Origin of the sequence: Paenibacillus sp. FSL F4-0087 (assembly GCF_038020215.1) — a bacterium.
Taxonomy (GTDB): Bacteria; Bacillota; Bacilli; order Paenibacillales; family Paenibacillaceae; genus Paenibacillus; species Paenibacillus taichungensis.
Map to the genome: position 1 here is coordinate 355,492 of NZ_JBBODJ010000001.1, position 22,896 is coordinate 378,387.

18 protein-coding genes are annotated in these 22,896 nt (G+C 46.3%); 1 reads left to right on the forward strand and 17 read right to left on the reverse strand.

All coding sequences use genetic code 11. The features are described 5' to 3' along the window. Nucleotides 1–193: 193 nt before the first annotated feature. Nucleotides 194–1,234, reverse strand: a complete 1,041-nt coding sequence (locus MHB84_RS01760) for a SepM family pheromone-processing serine protease (protein ID WP_076289476.1) — start codon at nucleotides 1,232–1,234, stop codon at nucleotides 194–196. 203 nt (nucleotides 1,235–1,437) lie between these two features. Between MHB84_RS01760 and MHB84_RS01765 the strand changes: the two genes are divergently transcribed. Continuing rightward, the gene (locus MHB84_RS01765) at nucleotides 1,438–2,694 is read left to right on the forward strand and encodes a nucleoside recognition domain-containing protein (RefSeq protein WP_083678917.1); all 1,257 of its coding nucleotides are present in this window, start codon (nucleotides 1,438–1,440) and stop codon (nucleotides 2,692–2,694) included. Here MHB84_RS01765 and coaD read toward each other — a convergent pair. The 16 genes from coaD to MHB84_RS01845 all read right to left on the reverse strand — a co-directional run bounded on the left by coaD (nucleotide 2,672) and on the right by MHB84_RS01845 (nucleotide 22,781). Further along, entirely contained in the window at nucleotides 2,672–3,178 is a 507-nt protein-coding gene (gene coaD, locus MHB84_RS01770) for a pantetheine-phosphate adenylyltransferase (RefSeq protein ID WP_090807427.1), read from the reverse strand. The genes MHB84_RS01765 and coaD overlap by 23 nt on opposite strands. A gap of 1 nt (nucleotide 3,179) precedes the next feature. Then, nucleotides 3,180–3,794 carry a 16S rRNA (guanine(966)-N(2))-methyltransferase RsmD gene (rsmD, locus tag MHB84_RS01775; RefSeq protein ID WP_076289475.1) on the reverse strand — a complete coding sequence of 205 codons (615 nt, stop codon included), beginning with the start codon at nucleotides 3,792–3,794 and terminating at the stop codon, nucleotides 3,180–3,182. A 342-nt stretch (nucleotides 3,795–4,136) separates the two neighbouring features. After that, nucleotides 4,137–4,562, reverse strand: coding sequence for a hypothetical protein (locus tag MHB84_RS01780; RefSeq protein WP_076289474.1), 426 nt, complete (start codon nucleotides 4,560–4,562; stop codon nucleotides 4,137–4,139). 69 nt (nucleotides 4,563–4,631) lie between these two features. Next, nucleotides 4,632–4,922 carry a hypothetical protein gene (locus tag MHB84_RS01785; RefSeq protein ID WP_076289473.1) on the reverse strand — a complete coding sequence of 97 codons (291 nt, stop codon included), beginning with the start codon at nucleotides 4,920–4,922 and terminating at the stop codon, nucleotides 4,632–4,634. Nucleotides 4,923–5,028: 106 nt separating this feature from the next. Continuing rightward, complete coding sequence (locus tag MHB84_RS01790; protein WP_076289472.1) at nucleotides 5,029–5,334, reverse strand: hypothetical protein; 306 nt, start codon at nucleotides 5,332–5,334, stop codon at nucleotides 5,029–5,031. A 140-nt stretch (nucleotides 5,335–5,474) separates the two neighbouring features. After that, entirely contained in the window at nucleotides 5,475–8,522 is a 3,048-nt protein-coding gene (locus MHB84_RS01795; RefSeq protein WP_076289471.1) for a glycoside hydrolase family 2 TIM barrel-domain containing protein, read from the reverse strand. Between the two features lie 174 nt (nucleotides 8,523–8,696). Further along, nucleotides 8,697–9,527, reverse strand: coding sequence for a carbohydrate ABC transporter permease (locus tag MHB84_RS01800; protein WP_076289470.1), 831 nt, complete (start codon nucleotides 9,525–9,527; stop codon nucleotides 8,697–8,699). Next, nucleotides 9,520–10,407, reverse strand: a complete 888-nt coding sequence (locus MHB84_RS01805; RefSeq protein WP_072733438.1) for a carbohydrate ABC transporter permease — start codon at nucleotides 10,405–10,407, stop codon at nucleotides 9,520–9,522. Before MHB84_RS01805 ends, MHB84_RS01800 begins: the two co-directional genes overlap by 8 nt. 152 nt (nucleotides 10,408–10,559) lie before the next feature. Then, the gene (locus MHB84_RS01810; protein ID WP_076289742.1) at nucleotides 10,560–11,852 is read right to left on the reverse strand and encodes an ABC transporter substrate-binding protein; all 1,293 of its coding nucleotides are present in this window, start codon (nucleotides 11,850–11,852) and stop codon (nucleotides 10,560–10,562) included. Between the two features lie 366 nt (nucleotides 11,853–12,218). Then, entirely contained in the window at nucleotides 12,219–13,985 is a 1,767-nt protein-coding gene (locus tag MHB84_RS01815; RefSeq protein WP_076289469.1) for a cache domain-containing sensor histidine kinase, read from the reverse strand. A 19-nt stretch (nucleotides 13,986–14,004) separates the two neighbouring features. Then, a complete protein-coding gene (locus MHB84_RS01820; RefSeq protein ID WP_076289468.1) occupies nucleotides 14,005–15,552 on the reverse strand; it encodes a response regulator transcription factor in 1,548 nt (515 codons plus the stop codon). Between the two features lie 282 nt (nucleotides 15,553–15,834). Then, nucleotides 15,835–18,918 (reverse strand): X2-like carbohydrate binding domain-containing protein, encoded by a 3,084-nt coding sequence (locus MHB84_RS01825; protein WP_076289467.1) that lies wholly within the window; start codon nucleotides 18,916–18,918, stop codon nucleotides 15,835–15,837. A 363-nt stretch (nucleotides 18,919–19,281) separates the two neighbouring features. Beyond that, nucleotides 19,282–20,181: an SMP-30/gluconolactonase/LRE family protein gene (locus MHB84_RS01830; RefSeq protein ID WP_076289466.1), complete on the reverse strand. Its 900-nt coding sequence runs from the start codon at nucleotides 20,179–20,181 to the stop codon at nucleotides 19,282–19,284. Nucleotides 20,182–20,196: 15 nt separating this feature from the next. Beyond that, nucleotides 20,197–20,859, reverse strand: a complete 663-nt coding sequence (locus MHB84_RS01835; protein ID WP_076289465.1) for an SGNH/GDSL hydrolase family protein — start codon at nucleotides 20,857–20,859, stop codon at nucleotides 20,197–20,199. A 99-nt stretch (nucleotides 20,860–20,958) separates the two neighbouring features. After that, nucleotides 20,959–21,747 (reverse strand): alpha/beta hydrolase fold domain-containing protein, encoded by a 789-nt coding sequence (locus tag MHB84_RS01840; protein WP_083678916.1) that lies wholly within the window; start codon nucleotides 21,745–21,747, stop codon nucleotides 20,959–20,961. A gap of 200 nt (nucleotides 21,748–21,947) precedes the next feature. Next, the gene (locus MHB84_RS01845) at nucleotides 21,948–22,781 is read right to left on the reverse strand and encodes an AraC family transcriptional regulator (RefSeq protein WP_076289464.1); all 834 of its coding nucleotides are present in this window, start codon (nucleotides 22,779–22,781) and stop codon (nucleotides 21,948–21,950) included. Nucleotides 22,782–22,896: the final 115 nt, after the last annotated feature.

The following is a 22,896-nucleotide window of genomic DNA, read 5'->3' on the forward strand; positions in this document are numbered from 1 at the left end:
CTTAACCATCGATTGATGCAATCCTGATCTATTATTATAAAATCGATCGGACTCTCGTTGATCATGCGTTATTTTATATCGATCACTCACACAAAATCCCCCTATTGCACACCGATTCGGCATCGTTGCAATAGGGGGATTTTACATCATCCTGGTATTCTTTTAGTCATGCTAATCACTAATAAGGATCGTTTTAGGATTTGACAGACAAGGTTTTCAGATAAGCCAGCGCATCATCCACCGTGCTGACAGGAATAAGTTTCATTTTGGTACCAATCTGTTCAGCCTTGGCTTCAGCTTCTTTATAATTGTCCTTCGGCACAAAGAAAAACTCTGCTTCTTTCCGATCTGCCGCAACAATTTTGTGCACAACGCCACCAATAGCGCCAACCACACCTTCTTTGTTAATGGTGCCTGTGCCAGCAATCCGGTGACCTTTCGTCAAATCTCCTGGGGTCAACTGATTGTAAATTTCCAGGGTGAACATCAGTCCGGCAGATGGACCACCTACCTGAGTATCCGTAAAGGATATCTGTTTATCCGGATCTTCTGCTTTCACTTTCTGAACCGCTCCGATCATGACACCCAGTGCCGGGCGAACTTCACCCGTTTTGCTATCTTTCACTTCAATCAGTTGAACGTCGCGGCTGATCGTTTCTCCGCCTCGCTCCAATTGCATCTCAACCGTATCTCCGACCTTTTTGTTCTTTAACTGCTCAGACAGCACCGTATTGTCCGGAGTTGCCGTTCCGTTTACACCCAAAATAATATCACCGGGCTCAATATCTCCCTTAGGCTTGGGATCCTCAGACAACCCAAATACAAAAATATGCTCAGGAACAATGGAGTATTTCACTCCCGCCTGCTCATAAGCTGCCTCCATGGCCGAGGATTGTGAATCACTCATGAACCAGACCTGTTCGGCAGAATATTCCGCTTCACTTTTGCCGCGCAGCCGATCTTCTTTTTTATCCACTTGAGCATTTCGATTAAACAAGGAGGTTCCTAGCAAAAACACATTGGCGTATGTTGCCGACACTGTCGTCATCATAAAAACTCCGCGTTCTTCCTTATCCCCCTCTTTCACTGTAACCATGGGTTTTACTTCGTCGGCACTACCAGGCATATAAATGATATATGGCGTTGGCATATACACCGCAACATAGACGACCAGAGCCACCACGATCACAAAGATCGAAGCTCTGAATCCGCCAGATTTCCGAATCTGATTCATTGCATGAGCCCCCGTTCTTTGCGTATCTTTCAATAATTATAAGTCTAACACTCTCATGCTTTTGCATACAATGGTACAGGCCGGATAGGCCGCTGTTTACAGTCGCTTATCCGGTCAAGGCCGAAGCGTCCACGGACGTCATTCGGCCGTCCACAACTAATCCTGGCCGAGTGTATGCGGCACGATCCATATGAGGTGAAACAATGACAATGCAGAGCGAAGTTACGGGCTCTGGACCGTTACGAACGGTACTTATGAGTACAGGCGCTTTATTGCTGGTAATTGCAGTAGTTGTGTCTCCGAAAGATGCATTCGATGCCTCTATTCAAGGTTTGGATATCTGGTGGAAAATCATCTTTCCAGCCATGCTTCCATTCCTGATGTTATCCCAAATGCTGACTGCATTCGGCTTTACCCACGCACTTGGCGTCTTATTAGGGCCATTAATGCAGCGCTGGTTCCGTCTGCCGGGCAAAGCCGGACTTGCCATTGTTGTCGGCATGTGCGGCGGTTTTCCGGCAGGAGCAGATACCGCCTCCCGCTTAGTGCAGGATCAACAAATTACCGCCAAACAGGCGGGTATTGTCGCAGCAGCATCTCATTTCGCCAATCCATTGATGATTATACTTGTCATCGGTGCAGCTTTTCTTCATCAGCCTGCTGCCGGATATTTCCTTCTGATTGTTCACTGGGTTAGTGGCTGGATTGCCACCATGATCGGAGTACGACTCCTACCCAAGGAATTAAAAGGAAAAAAATCCTCAACTGCAACCCCTTCTTCGTATAAACGACGGAGCCTATGGTCACAAATGATGCTTGCAGCGCGTGAAGCCCAGGAACGTGACGGACGCGGGTTCGGCAAATTGCTTGGTGACACGGTCTCCCAAGCTGTGCAAACCTTAATGATGACCGGAGGATATATGATTGTGTTTGCCGTGTTTGTTAGGCTGCTCACCCTCTATATCACCCCCGGTACTTCAGTTGCTTTTTGGCCCTCACTTCTGGAACTGCATCTCGGAACTTATCATCTGAGTCAGAGCCCACTGACACCCGTTCTGCTAATGTCTTTGCTTGCAGCTGTTCTCGGCTGGGGAGGTCTATGCTCTCATCTGCAAGTCTCCGCCGTGCTGAAAGCTGCTGGTCTTGCCGCAACATCCATGTTGTATTTTTCCGGAATCCGCCTGCTTCATGCATTGGTTGCATTTTTCATCAGCTTGCTGCTGTGGCTGCCTTTCAGCCGTTACAGCTCCGAAGTCTGGGCCACGTTTCAGAACAATTCGGGCAATGGTTTGGAACCATTTCTAACCAAGCAGTCCCTGGTAGGCATGAACACCTCCGACATCATCGATGCCGTCTGGATTGGTTTCCCTGCTGCCTGTATCGGTCTGGCATTGCTGCTCACCGTCATGATCTGCCTATCCGGGCTGACCTTCTGGTTTAACCGCCGGTTTTCTCGCTAATTTTCTGACGCAACGCAGCTTCCACTTCAGGTGAGACCAGATCGGTGACATCTCCATGGTAGTGGGCAATTTCCTTGACGATGCTGGAGCTCAGATAAGAATATTTCGGATTGGTCATCATAAAAATGGTTTCCGCATCCGGATTTAACTTGCTGTTCGTCGAAGCCAGCTGAAGCTCATATTCAAAATCTGTCACCGAGCGGATACCACGGACAATGACCTGAGCATCTTTTTGCCGTACATAATTTGCCGTCAGATCACGGAAGCTGTCCACCTCCACATTAGGCAGATGACTCGTGACTTCCGTAATAAGACTCTTGCGTTCTTCCACCGTAAATAATGGATTTTTGCTCATATTATTCAATACAGCCACGATGACGCGATCGAACTGCTTCGACGCCCGGGCAATAATGTCCAGATGGCCCATAGTTACGGGATCAAAACTGCCTGGATATACGGCAATTCGTTCCTGACGATGTATCATTTCACTCATGAGGAGCCTCCTCTTCCGCTGTGCTAGGTTCTCCATCTTCTGTTGTTGTTGCAGCAGGTGCATAATAATAGATGGATACAGCTGTCTCCCCATACAATGCCTTGCGCGTTTGTTCAAACGGGCCGAATTGCTCAGGGTAACTATATTTGGATTCATATTCAAGCACGATGGTCGCTTCCGGTTCAAGCAGATCCAGTTCATGCATTGTAAGCATTAACTCGTCCCCATTTTTCATACGGTAGGGCGGATCAAGAAATACGAGATCAAATTTTGTGCTTCGCTTGGCGAGCGCCTTCAATGCACGACTGGCATCATTCCGGTATATAGCCGCCTGATCTTCCAGCTTGGTTGCTTTCAGATTTGCACGGATCACTTCAATACTTTTCGATTCCAAGTCAACAAAAACAGCCTTGTCCATGCCGCGGCTCAGTGCCTCAATACCGAGACCACCACTGCCTGCAAACAGATCCAATGCTGTACCGCCCTCAAAATACGGGCCAATCATACTAAACAACGCTTCCTTCACCTTGTCGGTGGTCGGCCGCGTCCCTGTGCCAGGAACAGCCTTCAGCGGTCTGCCTTTCGCACTCCCAGATACCACTCTCACTGATGAGTCACCTTTTCTCTCTATGTAAGTTTATTGATAAAGCTATCGTACCACAATCGGGTTCAGTTTGAAAAATAGTCCGTCTGCTTTCTCGTCGAAATATTGTTGACGAATTGTTGACGCATATGTATAAAAAGGAAACTTTCCGGCCATCCTGTAATTATCGACATCACAAGTGTCGTAGACAACCGCGGAGAAGACTTACGTTTCCCCATAAGCTCTTCGTCCGGTTTCTCCTCTCCCATGAAAAAGAAGCTCTCGAAAGAGGGCTTCTTTTTGTTATCCAATATTATGTACCATAACCGCATTGACCAATTATAAAACCGTTGCCCTCAGACAACACTATTCCCTATATTCATTCATACTGGCTTCGAATTCGGTCTGTAACCATCCAATATCTTTAAGCCATTCTTCCATGTCATTCATAAATTCCGTATGAATCAAGTGTTCGATCTTATATTTCTTCAGTTTGTCGCTCAGAAAATCATAGAAATAATGACTCAGCTCATATCGCTGTCTGCTTTTGCTAAACGTTTTATACTGATCCTCACTGACTGTCATATCAAAGTAAATCGTATTGTCCTTCTTAGCGTATCTGACCGTCGATTTCCTCTCATATTCTTCAGGCAAACATCTGAAAACAAAGAACAGCTCAATGCCACACGCTTGATACTTACTTTCTGCTTTATCAAACACAGGCAGCAATTCATCCGAAAGTGCGGCTACCTGCGTTAATCCAGAGGTGTCGGTTGATTTATCCAGTATCATGGCACATGCCCTCTCTTCTAGCTAATTTCGATGCACACAACGTCAGGCAGTAGAGACATGTTTCTTCCCTCAATCCACCTTATTGGATTCTCTTCTCCTGCGCATGGATACATTCAAACTCAACAGCGGCATCAATAAACCCAGGGCAGGCAAGGCCATATTCCAGGACTGATATCTCACGGATTGAATGATCATCAAACCAATCGCCATCAGCATAATGATCTGTATAATCTGGTATCTGTCCAAATTCCTTTTGAAAGCCTTTTTGGAAATCATCCGAATCAGGAAATAGGCAACGGTACTATAGAAAACAGCCATTCCGAGAATGGCAATGAATATGATTAAAGCAGCATTGCCCAAGATTTTCCCTCCTTCACTCCACTCAACTTAATCCCCTTAATTTTACCATAAGAGCGAAAGAGTGTCATCGGAATGCTCCTGCCTGAACTCTTGCACCGCCCCTCATTTACTTCTCTTCACTAATCACTGTCGCGTTATAGATCACAATCCGTTTGCCATCCAGATCAAAAAGCACCTTATTTCCATACTCCGTATCTTGCAAATCAATCTTACCCTCATACGTATGAATCAATTCTCCCGAATTACTGTATACGTTGACCACACGCTCCAGACCCCCGGAGTTGTTGGATCGCATCGTTTTTAGCGCACGTTCACCTGAAGCCGTGTTGAAATACCAGATTAAGCATCCTACGATGATGCCTAGTATGACGAGAATCGTTACCCATACACCTGTCTTTGCTTTTCTGCTCAAAATAAGCCCCTCCTTTATCCATGTCCAGTACAGTACGAGACAGATACGGTAGCGGTTTCATAGATCATCATCTGATAACAGCAAACAGAGGCCCCCAGTGTTGGAGACCTCTATCCTTAGCTACATCTTATACAGCGCTATTACAGTGCACGAATGACAAATTCAAATTGCAGTTCGCCGTCCGAGGCAATGCGATATTCTGGATGAACCGGTGCGCCCCAGCTATCGTCACCACCTACGCCCATTTGTTTGCCGGCTACCGTTACAACCGTATAATGCACCGGAGGCAGCTCATACGCATGTTGTGCATTCTCCAGCTCAAATGCCGTATATGGTGATACATTCAGCTCGACTGGAGCGGCAGCAGATTCAATTTTGAACCCACGTCCTGCGTTGTCGGTCAATTTGGCCCAACGTACACCCGTACGGTTGCCCGACTCCTGGGGTACAAGATATGGAGCAACGGTATCAGTTACTTTGCTGTCATGGATACCCAGACGAGCTCCAAATGCACGGTCCGCATAATTTTCTTCCGGTCCCATCGCCAGCCATTCTACATTTTCAAACTCCGGTGATGTCTTGAAGGAAAGCGCATGAATCGGAAGATCTGGCAGACCTGCCGCTCCTTTATACGTATTATGCACATGCATACTACCATCTGCACGCACGGTATAAGCCACTTTCACTTGTACATCTGCCGAAATATTAAGTTTGTATGTGAATTCAATCCGATATTGATCCGGGTTTTGTTCCGCTTTCCAGTTCACACATCTAGGCAGCAGACTTGCAGCATACCAAGCCCCAAGCTCGAAGCCCATGGCAGTACCCTTATCATTATCGGTGGTCGCACGCCAAAACAACGGCATTGGAGGCTGTGAAATCGTCTCCTGACCTGACAGCTTCAGGGATACCAATGTTCCAAAAGCCTTGGAGAACAGGACATGGGTCTGGCCTACCCTTACCCCGATATTAACGTCCCCTTCAACAACCTGAATTTCATTTGTCAGGTTCAGATCCGACACCGCAGTTTCCGACTTCTCCTGAGCAAATACAAACTGTCCAAAGGCAACTTCCTCGCCTTTTTCTGCCCACAATGTTGCTGCTTTTAATACAAACGCGGTATTCACTGCATATTCCCCACCAGCAAGAGATTCCACATCAAGTGGAAGTTTCACAACGGTTTCGCTTTGTGGGCCCACATTTACCTCCAGCGTTCCACGCAGCACTTCATGACCTTCACGGTCCAGACTGTATACCAGTTCGAATTCAGACGTGTCCGCGAACAAATTACCGTTAACGATTTTCACACCTTCCCGATCCGGGAACAGCTTGATGTTTTGATACAGGAATTTGACTTCCTGCATCTTGGCAGACACTCTGCGGTCTGCGTGCACAATGCCGTCTCCACAGAACGAATAGTCCGAAGGACGATCACCGAAATCTCCACCATAAGCAAGGAACTCTTTGCCGTAACGATCTTTTTTGTAAATGGCTTGATCAATGTAATCCCAAATAAAGCCGCCTTGGTACATCGGATACTTGTCTTCGAGTTCCGTATACTTATGCATACCGCCAATGGAGTTACCCATGGCATGCATGTACTCACAGCTGATATATGGTTTTTCCGGATTTGCGTTCAAGAATTCCTCAATGTCCGCCGGTTTGGCATACATGCGTGATTCCATATCACTCGTATCGTTAAAACGACGATCATGGAAGACTCCTTCATAGTGGACGAGACGAGTCGGGTCTGCTGTTTTAAAGTACTGAGACACTTTATAGATCACTTCACCACCATGGGACTCGTTACCACAAGACCAGATCAGAATGGACGGATGGTTTTTATCCCGCTCTACCATCGACACCGCACGATCCATAACGATATCATGCCACTCTGGACGGTCGCCAGGAATAACCCACGAAGGCTCAACTGCACCCAGTTTCTGCCATGATCCGTGTGTCTCCAGGTTCATTTCATCAATCACATACAATCCATATTCATCACACAGTTCATACCATAGGCTTTGGTTTGGATAGTGAGATGTACGAACAGCGTTCATATTGTTTTGTTTGATCGTCTGAACATCCCACAGCATGTCTTCCTTGGTTACAGCGCGTCCGCGACGTGGATTGAATTCGTGACGGTTTACCCCTTTGAAGACAATACGTTTACCGTTGATGTGCATCACTTTATCGATCATTTCAAATGTACGGAAGCCAACGGCCTGAGGTACAACTTCCACCAGTTCGCCCGCTGCATCATATACTTGAATATACAGACGATACAGATAAGGAATCTCCGCACTCCACAAGTTTACTTGGCCAATCTCCTCACGAAGACTCACCAGACCATTGGTAACTTCAATACCACCAAATGTTTTCACCGTGTTGCCTTCAGCATCCCGCAGTTCAGCCTCCACTTTGGCTCCGGCAGTAGCTTTCCCTTCAAGCTTAAGATCTACGTTTAATGTACCATTGGTATAAGACTTGTCCAGATCCGTCACAACCCGCACATCGCGAATATGCGCAGCTGGCACTGTATACAGATATACGTCTCTGAAAATGCCGGAGAACCGCCAAAAATCCTGATCCTCCAACCAACTTCCCGTGCTGCGTTGATACACTTCCACAGCCAGTTTATTCTCTCCGTCCTGGAGGAATGGTGTCAGATCAAAATCGGATGGCGTGAAGCTGTCTTCTCCATATCCAACAAATTGTCCGTTAAGCCATACATAGAATGCAGATTCCACACCCTGAAATGAAATATATACCGGACTGTTCTGCCAGCCTGTTGGCAAATGGAAAGTGCGAATATAACTGCCTACCGGGTTTTGGTCCTGCGGCAATGCAGGTGGACGCAGATCGTTTAACCCATCCCAAGGATACTGTGTATTTACGTATTGAATCTGACCGTACCCTTGGAGCTGAATATGCCCCGGCACTTCAATATCATCCCAACCGGCACTGGAGAACTCCTGCTTGTAAAAAGCTTCGGGGCGACAATCCGGTCGGATCGCATAATTAAATTTCCACGTTCCGTTAAGATTGTAGCGCATAGCCATTGCACCGGATGCTTTCGCTTCTTCCATAGTACGGTAATAGCGATGATCCGAGTAAGCGTTAAGGCGGTTTACTTCAAATACGCTCACATCGCCCAGCCAGTTAATATCTGCATGTGTTGCTTTCATTCGGCTCTCTCTCCCTCTTAAAACAAATATATTTATTACTTATTCAGTACAGATTCTTATTTTCCTTTTACGAAACAAACATAAACAAACAGAAAGACAGAGGAACACCAATTCAGGCGCCCTCCTCTCTCTTTTCTGCATTGACGTCCATTCAGACGGTTTGTTGATGATGCATTATTTGACGGAACCAACCATACCTGCCACAAAGTGTTTTTGCATAATGAAGAATACAAGGGCTGTCGGTAATGTTGCGATGACGATGGCGGTCATGATGACACCATAATCCGGTGAATAACTGGAACCGAGGTTCGAGATTAACAACGGTATTGTCTGTTGGTCTGGCGTTTGCAGCACCACGAGCGGCCACAGGTAGTTATTCCAGCTGCTCATGAAGGTGATGATCGCAGCAGCTGCATATGTTGTTTTCATCGTAGGCATATAGATCTTCAGGAAGATGCCTATTTCGCTCAAACCATCAATCCTGCCTGCTTCAAGCATTTCTTTCGGGAACATTTTGGTGTTCTGACGGAAGAAGAAGATCAGGAACGCCGTTGTGATGGTCGGCAGAATAACTGCGGCCATGGTGTTGATTCCAATGAACGGTGCAAAACCAGAGATCGTAGCAAACATCCGGTATAAGGGAACCATCAGCGCTGCGAAAGGAATCATCATGGACAGCAACAGAATGTTAAATACGATATCACGTGATTTCGTCCGATATACTTCGAATCCATAACCGGCCAGAGAGCCAATCAATAGGGCAAGAATCGTGGAAATAACAGAAACAATCGCCGAATTTCCAAGAGCCTGTACCAGATTCGTTGAATCCAGCAATTTGTTGAAGTTATCAAGGAAAACCGATCCAGGAAGCAGTCTGCCTTTGGTGACATCTACAGAAGCATTGGTCGAACTGACAAGCATCCAGAAGAACGGGAAGATGGACACAAATGCAACGATGGACAGAAAGACATATGTGAATATACGTTTTGCTTTTGCTTTAGCCATTTCTCTCACCTGCCACTTTGAACTGGATAATGGACAATACGATAATCATCAGCACGATGGAATACGAAACGGTTGCCGCATATCCGAAGTCCGGCGAATATTTGAACGAAAGGTTATAGATGTACTGGGAGATGGACATCGTCGCATTACCCGGACCACCTTTGGTAATGTTCATAATCTCATCGAAAATTTGCAATGTACCAATCGTCGATGTAATGGAGGTGAACAGGATAATCGGTTTGAGCAATGGAACGGTAATTTTGAAAAATTGCGTGAAAGCATTCGCGCCATCAATCCGTGCAGCTTCATAGATCGACTGATCAATGTTCTGAAGAGATGACAGATAGAAAATCATGTTATATCCGGTCCAACGCCAAGTAACGGCGATTATAATCGTAATTTTAGCCCAGAACGGGTCAGTGATCCATTGAATCGGTTCAGCAATCACGTGCAGATTCATCAGGAATTGGTTAACCATTCCGTCAGAAGAGAACAGATATTTGAATACGACAGAGTAGGCAACCAATGAGGTTACACAAGGCAGGAAGATGGCAGTACGGAAGAAGCTGCGGAAGCGCAACGTACTGTCATTCAATAAAACGGAAATAAACAAACCGAGAATAATCATGACAGGCACTTGAATAATCAAGTACAGAAATGTATTGGATACGGCAGTACGGAACGTTGTATCAATGAATAATCTTTTATAGTTAGCTAGGCCCGTAAATTCAAGATTGGCTCCTACACCCGACTTGAACGATAAGAGCAGCGCTTGCAGCATCGGATAAAAGTAAAATGCAACGATCCCGATAACAGCGAGCGATATAAAAGCCCATCCAGTCAAATTATTTTTCTTTTGCAGACTGTCTCCTGTATTCATGGCTTTGGCTTTCACAGTGTGGCTCCTCTCTCTCCGTGTAACATGGATAGAACCCAGGGAGCCTCTACCATGTCCGGGTCGGCTGTTGCTTGTGCCAGACAGTGGAACGGCTCCGATGCTTCCTTGGGTTCTATAAGTTACCGTGGATCATCTTAGTTTAATTGTGCTTCAGCTTGTTTCTGTGCATCAGCCAGAACGTCATCAATCGCTTTGCCGTTCAGGAAGTTTTGCATTTCAACAACCAGAATGTCCTCGATGGCATATGTGTTGATACCGTAGTTTACGCTAGGGATTTCTTGCGTCCATTTTGCAAAATCAGCAAACACTTTTTGTCCACCGAAGAACTCGTCGGCTTTATCAAACGCTTCACCTTCTGCTGCCGGTTTGTACGTGCCGATCGCACCAATGTTGTTCAGCAAATCTTGATACAATTGTTTGTCAGAACCGAATGTTTTACCCATGAAATCAGCAGCTTGGTCTGCACCAGCAACATTATTCATGACATACCAAGAGCTACCACCCAAGTTGGATGCGTGTACAGAATTCGATTGTCCAGCCATTTTAGGAAGCGGAGCTACCGCCCATTTGCCGGATTGGGATGCTTCTTGACGAACAGATGGAGTAATCCAGTTTCCTGTAGGAATGGTAGCCACATCACCATTGTTGAATGCTGCCACGAATTGGCTCCAGTCGGAGTTCAGCTTAACGACATTTGCATCCATCATTGCTTTATAAGTTACAAATGCTTCTTTCAGTGCTGCATTGCCAGCCAGATCAGGTGTTTTGCCATCTTCTTTGGAATACCATGAACCTGCGGATTGGATCATCATCCGGATCAGACCCAAGTCGTTAGGATCAAGTGTGATTAGATCTTTGCCTGTTTTGGCTTTCACATCTTTACCGATTTTGATGTAATCATCCCATGTGATGTCCTGAAGGTCAGCTGCTTTATAGCCTGCTTGCTCCAGCAGATCTGTTCTGTAATAGAGACCTGTTACACCAGAGTCAAACGGAACACCGAACTGTTTGCCATCAAAAGCAGTTGGTCCCAGTTTGTATTCCGCGAAATCGGAAGCTTTAATGGTAGAAGACATATCTTTAAACGCATCAGGGTAAGCGTTCAGGAAACTTTGCGCACGATAATCTTCAATCAGAACGATGTTCGGAAGACCGCTGCTTGTTCCTGAGTTCAAACCTGTGTTCAGCTTTTGGATAATGTCAGCTTGAGCATATTCAATGATGTTGATTTTCAGATCAGGGTTTTGTTTCTGATAAGCTTCTTTTGCTGTTTCTAACGCAGCGACGTTAAACGCCTTATCCCAAGCCCAAATCGTAATTTCATTGGAGGTTTTTTCACCCTCACTTGCCGTGTTCCCTCCACCACCGGAAGAACATGCCGACAACAGCAGGACAGTAACGAGCATAAGTACCCACATTTTTTTCAAAAGATTCAACTCCCCTTCGACCTCTTTATGTGTAATTTGTTTGCGTTTTCTGAAAGCGGTTGCTTTCGATATAGTCATCTTATCATTCCCAAATCTTCATTCGTTAGTAATAATTTTGTGTGGATTTGTCATCTTATTGCCTCAATGAAAACCTTTACAGAAACCGCTTGCATTAAATTTGTTTTTTTGTAATTTCTTTTGATTTTGTATTTTTTTGATCTGAATATTTTACAAGCCTGGCTGAATTCTTACGTTCTGAGCACCAAAAAGGTCTTCCCGTGTTGTCATCGACAACCTAGGAAGACCTTCTATTAAAGTCATCTTTTCATAAAAATAACGAGCTTGCTTTCAATCCAATCCTATTGCTCAGCTTGTAATCAACGGGAGTGTAACAGTAACTCTTGTCCCCTCTCCCGGTTTGCTCATTATGGTTACACCATAAGGTGCTCCATACAAAAGCTCTATGCGATCATGTACATTCCGAATACCGATGCCACTAAACAATTGCCGATTATTCTTCGGATTAGGCAGCGACTCCCCCATGGAGAATCCTTCGATCCCGTCCCCATTATCCATAATCTCGCATATCAATGACTCTCCGGCTCTGGAGACCATTACATGAATGGTGCCAGTTTCCTTGGAAATGAATCCATGGAAGAAAGCATTCTCGATAAAAGGCTGAATCACCAGTTTGGGCACATGATAATGCGTACAATCCGGAGCTACGTAGAAGGCTGCTTTAATACGCCCTCCGTATCGGACATGATTAATGAATACATAGTTCTTCAGGTTTTCGACCTCTTGCTCCACCGTTATCGTCTCACTCACGTTACTAATCGTATTTTGCAATAAGGAAATCAGCGCATTAATGGTTTCGGCAGCCCTATCCTTGTTGCCTTGCTGAACCAGGACTTTCACGGAAGCCAGGGTATTGTACAGGAAATGAGGATTAATCTGGCTTTGCAGCGCCGCCAGCTCGGCATTTCGTTGCTCCCGCTGTGTAAGTACCAGCTGATCCACATAGTCATGAAGTTCGTCCAGCATGTAGTTATAGGCGTGACCTAACTGTCGACTCTCATAACTCCCACTGACTGGAATATAGTTGTCCAGATCACTTTTGGTTATATTGGACATCTGCTTCACAAGTCGGCGCAGCGACTTGGTGATCTGATTCGTAATAAGGAACACGAGTATGAGCGCTCCGGCTACAATGGCTGCACAGATCAGGGCAATCGTCTTCATGTCAATCAGTTGCCCCATCGCGAGATCCTTATCGACGACGTTTACGATATAAAACCGATAAAAGGGCAAGTACTCGGACAGCACCACACTGTCCTGATCCATGACCCGTGCATTTACACCTTTTACACTTTCGTTGTTCATTTCTCTGGCATAGGTCAGCAATTCGAGTTGAGTGGTACCGATCCATTCTTCACGGTTGGACGATACAATCTCACCTGCATCATTCAGAATAACCACATCATTGCCTCTGCTCGTGAAGCTGCTGTAGAACTGACGAAATGCGTTCTCTCTCATAGTGACATACAACGTACCATAGAGTCGGTTTTGGGCACGATCCGTCAATGCCTTGGTCGCTGAGATCATCTGCTGGGCAGTCTCATCATTCGTCTGATAATCGTCAAAAATGATGCGATTCGGACTGGCCGCTGCTTCCAGCGTAATCGGTTGTTCTTTCAATTCATCCGCTGATAAACGAAGATGAGACCGATCGGTGGAATACGTACGCCCATTAATACCGCTAATCGTTATACCGACTTCATAGGACTCTGTAATCGACTGAATCCGGTCCATCGTTTCCCTCATATTATAGTAGGATTTTGCCATCGTGAGGGAGTCCCCCTCCCCCTCAGACAGATAACCACGAATTGCTCCGCTTTGGCTAACATTATTGGATACAGCAGCAATCGCATCGTTAAAAGATTCAAAGTTCGTTTTGATCTGGCTAAGTACCTTGGAGTTCGTAATACTGAACGTCTCGGTAAACAGCTTGGTCGACATATGAATCGATGTCCATAGGATGAGCACGGAGACAAGAATGATGCTAACGAACATAACGAGGAACAGTTTAGGGAAAAGTCCTAGCCTTGAAAATGCATTCATCCATTTCTTCATTTAGTTCTTCCTTCTGACGTTATGCCCAGAATTTTCGCCGGTATCGGCTCGGTGACAGTCCGGTAAATTTTTTGAACACCTTGCAAAAGTAACTGTGGTCGGAATACCCCACCATACTGCTAATTTCGGAGATGGTGACATCGTCCGAGCGCAAAAGTTCCTCTGCCTTTTCAATCCGAATTTTATTCAAATATTCGTTAAAGCCTTCTTTTTTGTGTGAAGAGAAATAACTGGACAAGTACGATGGATTAAAATGAAAATGCTTGGCTACTTCGGCAAGTCCGAGCGGCTGATCAAAGTGCTGATGCATATATTCCAGTAGCATTTTCATATTCGGATCACTTCGTTTTGCGCCCTCTCCAGTCGTGCACTCCTGTACCTCAGCCATAAACTGATCAAGTACGTTCATCGCTTCTGTCAGACTTGAAGCACCATCCACATGTTTGAAATAGGCATACTTGCTCTCTTCCAACGCAGCAGATTGCACATCCATATCCGCCAACGTAATGGTTACGTTAAAAATCAGATTGCCCAGAAAGGACTTAATTTCAAACACATCCGCAATATAATCCCGCCCCAACGTAAGGGCATGCTCCTGCAAATATTCTCTTGCCGCTTCGGTTCGATTTCGCTTCACATGCTGCAAAAACATGTTCACATTGAACTGATACCCGGCAGGGTGAAGAGGCGGAAGTTCGCCATACACCAGAATAGATCGGTCCTCATAATAAAAGCGATACTCCATTAGCTTGATCAGACGTGTTCGATATACGTCCCCCATCTCTTCAAATGAAGAGAAACTGTCGCTCAGCACCCAGCAAGGTCCGTCCTGCCCATCCTTATTCTCGCTCGCCAACTCCTTAATTCGCTGCACCATCCATTCATCCTTCGCAGGCTCAACATTAAGAAGCACCACTGGCGACGTGCCTTCGGCCGGAACGATTGCGCACTCCACATCAGGGAGCAGGTCTCGTAACCTGGACTCCAACTGCTCGTTATCCAACTTGTGCACATGTACTTGCGTATCCTGCGGCTTATATACGAGTAGACGGAAACATCGGTGAGGAAACGTCTCCCTTATCATATGCATCTCGTTTTCTTCATCCAACGTAAAACCGGACAGCATCTTCTCCATCAGTTGTCCGAGCTTCCACCCATCATGTGAAGGCTCAAACTGCAATTCGGGAATTTTGCCAGCCGTACGCTGAAGTACTTGTAATAATTCATTGGTATCCAGTTTAGGTTTCAAAATATAGTCTGCTGCTCCATTTTGGAGCGTTGAACGTACATATTCAAATTCACTGAAGCTGCTAAGTACGATAACCTCAATCTGCGGGTGACTGGCTTTTAACGTCCGGACAAATGTTTCCCCATCCATCACAGGCATCACGATGTCCGTAATGACAATATCCGGCTGTAACGATTGTACCTGTGCAAGCCCTTCTTCCCCGTTGGAAGCTTCACCTACAATCTGAAAACCTTCAGCTTCCCAGTTCATATGGTGCTTAATGCCTTGCCTTACAAGAAACTCATCGTCAACAATCAGCACCTTACACAACCGGTTCATGACCCTTGACCCCCTTGTCTAATCTCTCTTCTATGTCTGTGCAGGTTACACCATCATGAATCGAATAGAATGGCCTCCCCGTGTTAGCGGTTACATTAATTTAAAAGTTTTGTACTTCTTTTTATATCTCAAAACGAACGTTTAAGCAATGGAAACTCTCTTTAGTGTACACTATATTTCGACAAAATAAGAAGCCCCGGTCCGCCATGAATCATTTTCGGCGAGCCAGGACTTTTTATCAATGTACGTTTAGATTAACTCCAACTTTACTTAAGTTCAGGTCTAAGGTTCGATCCCCCATTGAAGACTTCCGGCAATATATCCCGTTACCTTGTTCCAGTCAGTATAGGCTGTGTGACTTGGAGCAAACGAATAATCATCCGTCTGAGTGTAGTTGGTCCAGTCTGTTTTGGAGAACCGTGCCTGAATTTCAGTACTTTGCCCCGCTGCCAATGAACCCGCAGAAGTTTTGAAGCCAATCTCCAGCACGAAATCTGCTCCGGTTACTGGGGTCGGCAACGCACTAAACGTGCCTGTAACATTGTCGTTTCCAGCTGTTGCCCAGTCACAGAAAAAGTTTTGGGTTTGAGCGCCATTGATCGTATAATAGTAACGAATTTTGACATCGGAAAGATTAATGGCCGAAGTGCCTGTATTCGTTAATTTGATCTTGGGATTAATGGAGTTACCCGTTGCTGAAGTCGTTCCATTAAACATCTCAATTCGAATAGCTCCCGCAGGTACAGCCGTTGTGTCCTTAATATTCAGATTTAGGATCGCATCATTGCCTGCACTGAAATGAAAGGTTAACGCTGCGCTTCCCTTGGACAACGAAGCCAAATAGTTTTTACTCAACACAACCTGATTGCCCGATAATGTGTAATCCGTACCTGAAACCAGCGTTGTATTGCCATTACGTATTGCACTAAGCGTATTTCCGTTCAGTGTCAGCGTTACAGGAATATCTACCTGATTGCCTGTATTCTTGTCAAATTCCGCATTCACTGGTGTGATGGCCGAACTGGTCACCGGAGTCTCGCCACCACCTTCTCCACCACCATTGTTCCCACCAATGCGGTCAGCATATAAAATGCCTCGTCCATTTGTACCCAGATACACTCTTCCATATAGACGTGGATCACCTGTAATCGTGGTCACACGTGCATATTGATGCTGATTATCGTTAATCCGTACCCAATTCGCCCCACCGTCATCGGAACGGAAAAATCCACGTGTTCCGTCGATCTTTGCAATCGTGTACAGCGCGACCACATTCTTCCCAGGTGCCGCTTTACCAAAACCGATGCTGTCCGCTTCCTCCACATTTGCAAGCTTGGTAAAGGTCGCTCCTGAATCGGTGGAATGCCATAGACCATATGGCCCTTCTTCTTCACTGCCACCTGCAAACCAAAGTTCGCCTTCCGTACCTGGAACAGCGTCCAGATCTGCATTTCCTTCTACCGGAAGCCCGGTAGCCGCAGATGCAGTAAAGGAGGCACCACCAGTGGTGCTCACATAGACTTTACCGGCAGCAAATCCATAGAATTTGTTCGGGTTTACGCGGTCAGAGATCACTTTTGCCTGTGCAGGTATACCTGAACTCGCTGTCCATGAGTTGCCGCCAGTAGAATAATGCACTCCCTTGTCTGACGTGCTCCATACAAGTCGGTTACCATTTGCAGAGATAGCTACGGTTCCTCCTCCGGTTGTACCGGCAGGCTCTGCGTTCGCCTTATACCACGTGGTCCCACCGTCGCTGGATAAACCAATAGATTTTGCGTTCGGATCAGCACTGTAGTCTGCTTTCCCTACGCGAACCATGGTGTTGGGACTTAATTCTGCAAAATCCAGACTTTCCGTAGAAGAGTAGTTGGGACTGGTAAACATCGTAGCTGGTGCCTGATCCAGATCGTTATGACGGAATCCCGAGACATCCCCTACCCCACTTAACAAATGTGCTCCGCTTGGCGGGCTGATCAGATCCAGAACTGCGATCTCCTCGACCCCTTTGGCCATTACTGAAATATTGATTTTGTTCCCGTCATCCCAGTCTGTCAGATTTTTCGTTCCGTAGATGGTCGCACCTGTTCCATACATCATGCGGTCAGAGTCAAACGGGTCAATCTCCAGATCGCCAATCATCCAGCCCAGCTTTGGAGAAACTTCAGGCGGTGCAGGATTCGTCCCAAAGGTCAACCAAGGAGCGGCCGAAATATCCTGTGTATAGCGCATTTTACGGTTTGGATATCCTTCAAATTCCCAAATGCGGGTCCAAGTAGCTCCACTGTCCGTACTGCGGAACAGATTGGCATCAGGCCACCAGGAGTTGAGGGTTGCCACCATCAGTGTACCAGGATGCTGAGCATCTACAGCCAGTCCGCCGTATCCAAAGTAATTGTCCGTGCTGCTGCTTGGTACTGGACTAATGTTGGTCCATACTCCTGTAGTTGTATTTAATTTCCAGAGGTCTCCCTTTTCCCCATCATAAGGGCCCGCACCATCGCTGTAAGAGATATAAAGATTTCCATTGGCATCCAGTTCTCCGTGATGAGGCAAATACCCTGTAGGCTGTCCAGCAACAGCAGTCCACGTTGCGCCTCCATTCGTACTGCGGTATATACTTTGATTTTTGTCGGCTACCCCGACATAGATGGTCTGTGTTGCCTGTCCAGCAGAACCTGTTGATTTGTCAAATGTGATCCAAGAAAGACCCACGATGTCACTCGTATACTCATAAGACGGATCTTCCACATACGTACCCGGATTCGGGAAGCTCGTTACTTTGATCCACGTTACGCCGTAATCCGTACTTTTCCAGAGTCCGTTGCCACTGCGTGCACCAAAATACAAAATGCTATTTTTATTCGGATCAACGGTTAGGCGTTCCCCCATGGAACGTCCCGGCATGTTACCTCCGACTTTGAACGGAAGAGTTGTTGTCTGCCAAGTATCACCGCGATCCGTAGAGCGCAGGATGGAACCGTTGTTTTTGTCCCAAGAATTCGTGTACGTGCCGACAGCCATATACACTCGATTGGGGTCAACCGGGTCTGTTGCCAGCGCATCGACTCCGTTTTTGTTCCAGTCATCCCAGCCGACAAAATCGGTGAGTGGAATCCAACTCTCATTCGCAGGATTCCAGCGATAGGCTCCCCCAATATCCGTCCGGGCATAGATCAAATCTTTCTCTGACTCATTGAAAATAATCCCCGGTACAAAACCTCCACCTGCCCCGGTCGCGACATTTTTCCACTGGTATGGATCACTAGGTGCCGCATGTGTTGTTCCTGCGAGTACTCCCAACGAAACTGCTGCAACAGCAACCGTGAGGCTCATCACCCGCAGCTTTCCCAAAAACGTTTTCATAATTACTTAGCCTCCTCTTCAATATGTTCATCGCATCCGGTAAACCCCGCTGTGTCATCATGTTGATGAGTGCAGTGTCAGACATTTAATGCATTGGATCAGACAACCAGCCCCACCTCCTCTCCAATTTTATAAAACGCTTTCATAAATCAAATTACGATTACCATCCATTGGATTATACTTGCAATAAATAACATTCGATGGCAATTAAAAATCCCCTTCTGCTCCAATTTATTTTTTGTGATTTTTTCTGCGTATCGCTTTTAAAAATATAAAAAAAGGATGCTGTTTAAAACAGCATCCTTCTTCATTGATAAATATTTTATAGACGAAGAACAACGTTCTAGTAACACGGTCCTTCTCTCATTTCGTATCCGACTTTGCTGCTCCCCCGCCAAATGCGTAGGTTTTCTGCCCTTTCACACCCGGTCTGACTACAAATAGAGATCCAGCATTCGGCGTCTCTGTCAGCCGCTCTTCTCGAATACCAATGCGAGCAGTCGTAATATATAAGTCCTCCAATTCAGGTCCTCCGAAACAGCAGGATGTCACCTGATCTGCAGGTACCTCAATCTGTTGCATCAGCTCTGCTGTATGCGGATTCCAACGAGTGACTCTTCCTCCGCCCCAGTGGGCAACCCACAGCATTCCCTCACTGTCTACAGTCATTCCATCCGGATAGCCAAATTCTTCCGGTATAGCAATTATACTTGTCCGGTTTGTTATCTCTCCAGCAGCCAAATCAAAATCAAAACGGTCAATGGATCGTGTCGGCGTATCAATGTAATACATATTTTGTTGATCCGGGCTCCAGCCCAAACCATTGGATGTGGATACATCCCTGAACAACGTTCGAACAGGCTGTCCTTCCTCCAGGCAATAAAATGCCCCCGCCTTGCTTTCATTGTTCATACTCATCGTCCCTGCCCAGAAGCGTCCAAGAGCGTCACACTTCCCGTCATTGAAACGGTTGTTGTCCTTGCCTTTCTCCGGATCTTCAATCGGCTGTAACTCTCCCGTGAGCAAGTTATAGGTGTGGAAGCCACTTCGCAAAGCAACGACAACCTCATCATCATGGTATGGCACAACCGCACCTACATGCTCGCCAACATCATAAGTTCGATCCTCTCCTGTAGCCGGAACGTATACATGGATCTTATAGCTTTCAATATCCACCCATAATAATCGATTGTGTTCAGCATCCCAGCTTGGACCTTCTCCCAGCAGTGCCGGGGTATGTACTGCAATGTTCAAATCGCTCATGCCATCACGTCCTTTTTAAGATTTGACGTCGCCTGACCATTCGAAACCAATAGCATCCAAGAACGCTTTGGAAAGCACCATATGGCCTGTTGCATCGGGATGAACCCGATCGTAAGTCAGCACAGACGTATAGAAATGATCCCAGAATGGAGTAAATGCAGCCTGTGTATCCACGAAAATGGCGTCATATTCAGCGGCCACTCTACGAACAGCCTCACCGTATATATCCATCGTAGCCCGCATCGGATCTTCCGGATTGGCTTCCAAATAATAAGGAGACATCAGAACAAGTCCTTTCAACCCAGGACGAACAGAAGCAACCAGATCTCGTAGTGTGGATTCATACTCTTCCAGAAAAACTTGCGAGTCTGTGGATAACGGATTGTCAAATTGACGCCATACATCATTGATCCCGATCATGATTGTTAGCCAATCTGGTTTGAGATCTAGCACATCTCGGTCCCAACGCTGCTTCAAATCACGGATCGTATTCCCACTATTACCCACATTCTGAATCCGTAACATCAATTCCGGGTAGATGGAACGCAGCAAGGCATACACTTGCGCCACATAGCCATGCCCCAGTCCAGAACTACCTTCACCAACAGGATGTTCACGGCCACAATCCGTGATTGAATCTCCGATAAAAAGCAGCTTATCATTCTTTTGCAATTTCATTATCGTTTTCTCCTTCGCTCTCATAAGCGTTAAAATATGTGAGTTCACTCGTATTCATATTTCATATTCAGGAAAGACATAGATCAGCCAGGTGCCGGGTTACCACCCTTGATTCTTAAGCCAGGTCAGGCACAGATCAGACCAGGCCCGAACGGCATGGTCATCCTCTGCCAATCCCAAACCATGTGAACCTTTTTCAAATACATGCAAGTCATAAGGAATGCCGTGTGCACCCAGGGCAAGCGCGTAACGCAAACTGTTCTCTACAGGGACCGCCTGATCATCACTCGTATGCCAGATGAATGCTTCAGGAGCGTCGGCTCTCACCTGCTGCTCCGCACTGAAAGCCTTGATCTGTTCAGCAGACACATCTGACCCAAGCAGATTTTCACGAGAACCGGCATGTCCATAGGAGTCCATCGTAATTACCGGATAACAAAGAATAACCCGATCCGGACGCGAACTCTCCCGTTCAATAGGGTCTTCATGATCTGGTTGACCCTCGTCATACAAGGTTCCCAACGTGGCTGTAAGATGACCACCCGCCGAGAAACCAAGCACGGCAATTTTGGAAGGCTGAATACCATATTGCTCGGCATGAGCCCGTACATAACGGATCGCACGCTGACCATCTGTCATGGGTGCCGGATGCTGGTGAGGCGCCACACGGTATTTCAGCACAAATGCACTAATTCCCGCACGGTTCAGCAATTCAGCGATTGGAGCTCCTTCATGATCGGCCAAAAATCCATAGCCTCCACCCGGACAGATAATGACAGCGCTCTCGGAACCAGGCTGAATAAATGGAATCAGATGGGGCATTTCATCCTCATGACCCTTGGCCGCATAAGGTGCTGCATGGTCCCACAATGGTATAGTTGATGTCACTTCAATCATCCTCTCTAAGTTGAACGGATACGTTGATCCGTATAGTCATTTTCCAATCTAAGGAATCGATATCATCATAACGGGTAGCACCCTTGCGCATCAATACCTTCCTGGCATCACTTTTTGTTCAATTTGTAACAGGTTACACGGAATCCTCATGCTTGAACAGTGTTTTATAGCACATTTGTACCTCAGACGGATTAATATAACGTTCGATACTGCTCTGGAGTTACGCCTTCAATCCGCCGAAATGTAGCCACAAAATGACTCGCATCCCGAAAACCAACCTTCGCTGCCGTTTCCTTGACGGTCAGTTTGCTGTCCCCTGTCATCCATTCTTTCGATTTACGAATACGGAGGAGAATGAAATAACTGTAGGCGGTCATGCCAAAAGATTGTTTAAAAAGAGTATTCAGATGCCTAGGCGTAATGCCGGGTATGGCGGCCATCTGTTCAAGACCGATTTCGGGATCGGCATAGTGTTCATTCATAAACAAAATTAACGGAGCCAGCCGTTCCACGGCATGGGAAATCGAAGAACGACTGCCCGTCATGCCATGTTTTTTGAGCAAAATCAGAAATCGATACATGTCCGCTGACGCTTCCAACCCGGATAAATCCTGGTCACTGCTGATGGAACCCAGCACTTCCCTCCCATAGTATTCAAGCGGGCTCTCTGAATCCCACTGGTGAAGGGCTGCCTCCCCCAAACCAAGCGACTCTGTAATGGCCGGGCACTGGCCGCCTCCAAATGTAATGTAAAGTGTCTCCCATTCTCCTTGCGAGCGTACATACTCGTGCGGCTCATTCGGCGGTAGCAAAATGCCGGAAGTCTCTCCCAGCAGTACAGTGGAACCTGCAAACTTAAACTCTCCAGCTCCCTTCACCGTCTGAAGCCAGTGATAACAAGGATATCCGGCAGGTCTGTACACATTCTCCTGATTGCCGTTATACCCTATACTTTCGATGTAGAGCGGAAGCGGCTGATCGCGTGGGGTCATAAAATAGCGCCGATGATCGGGTGTGATGAGCATAGGGATTCTCTCCTTTGAACAAAAACCAAAATTACAGTTCCATATTCTTATATGTTTCATTACTTTTCTTATATTTTAAAAGTCATATCCATCATATAGTATAGATTTATTCTTA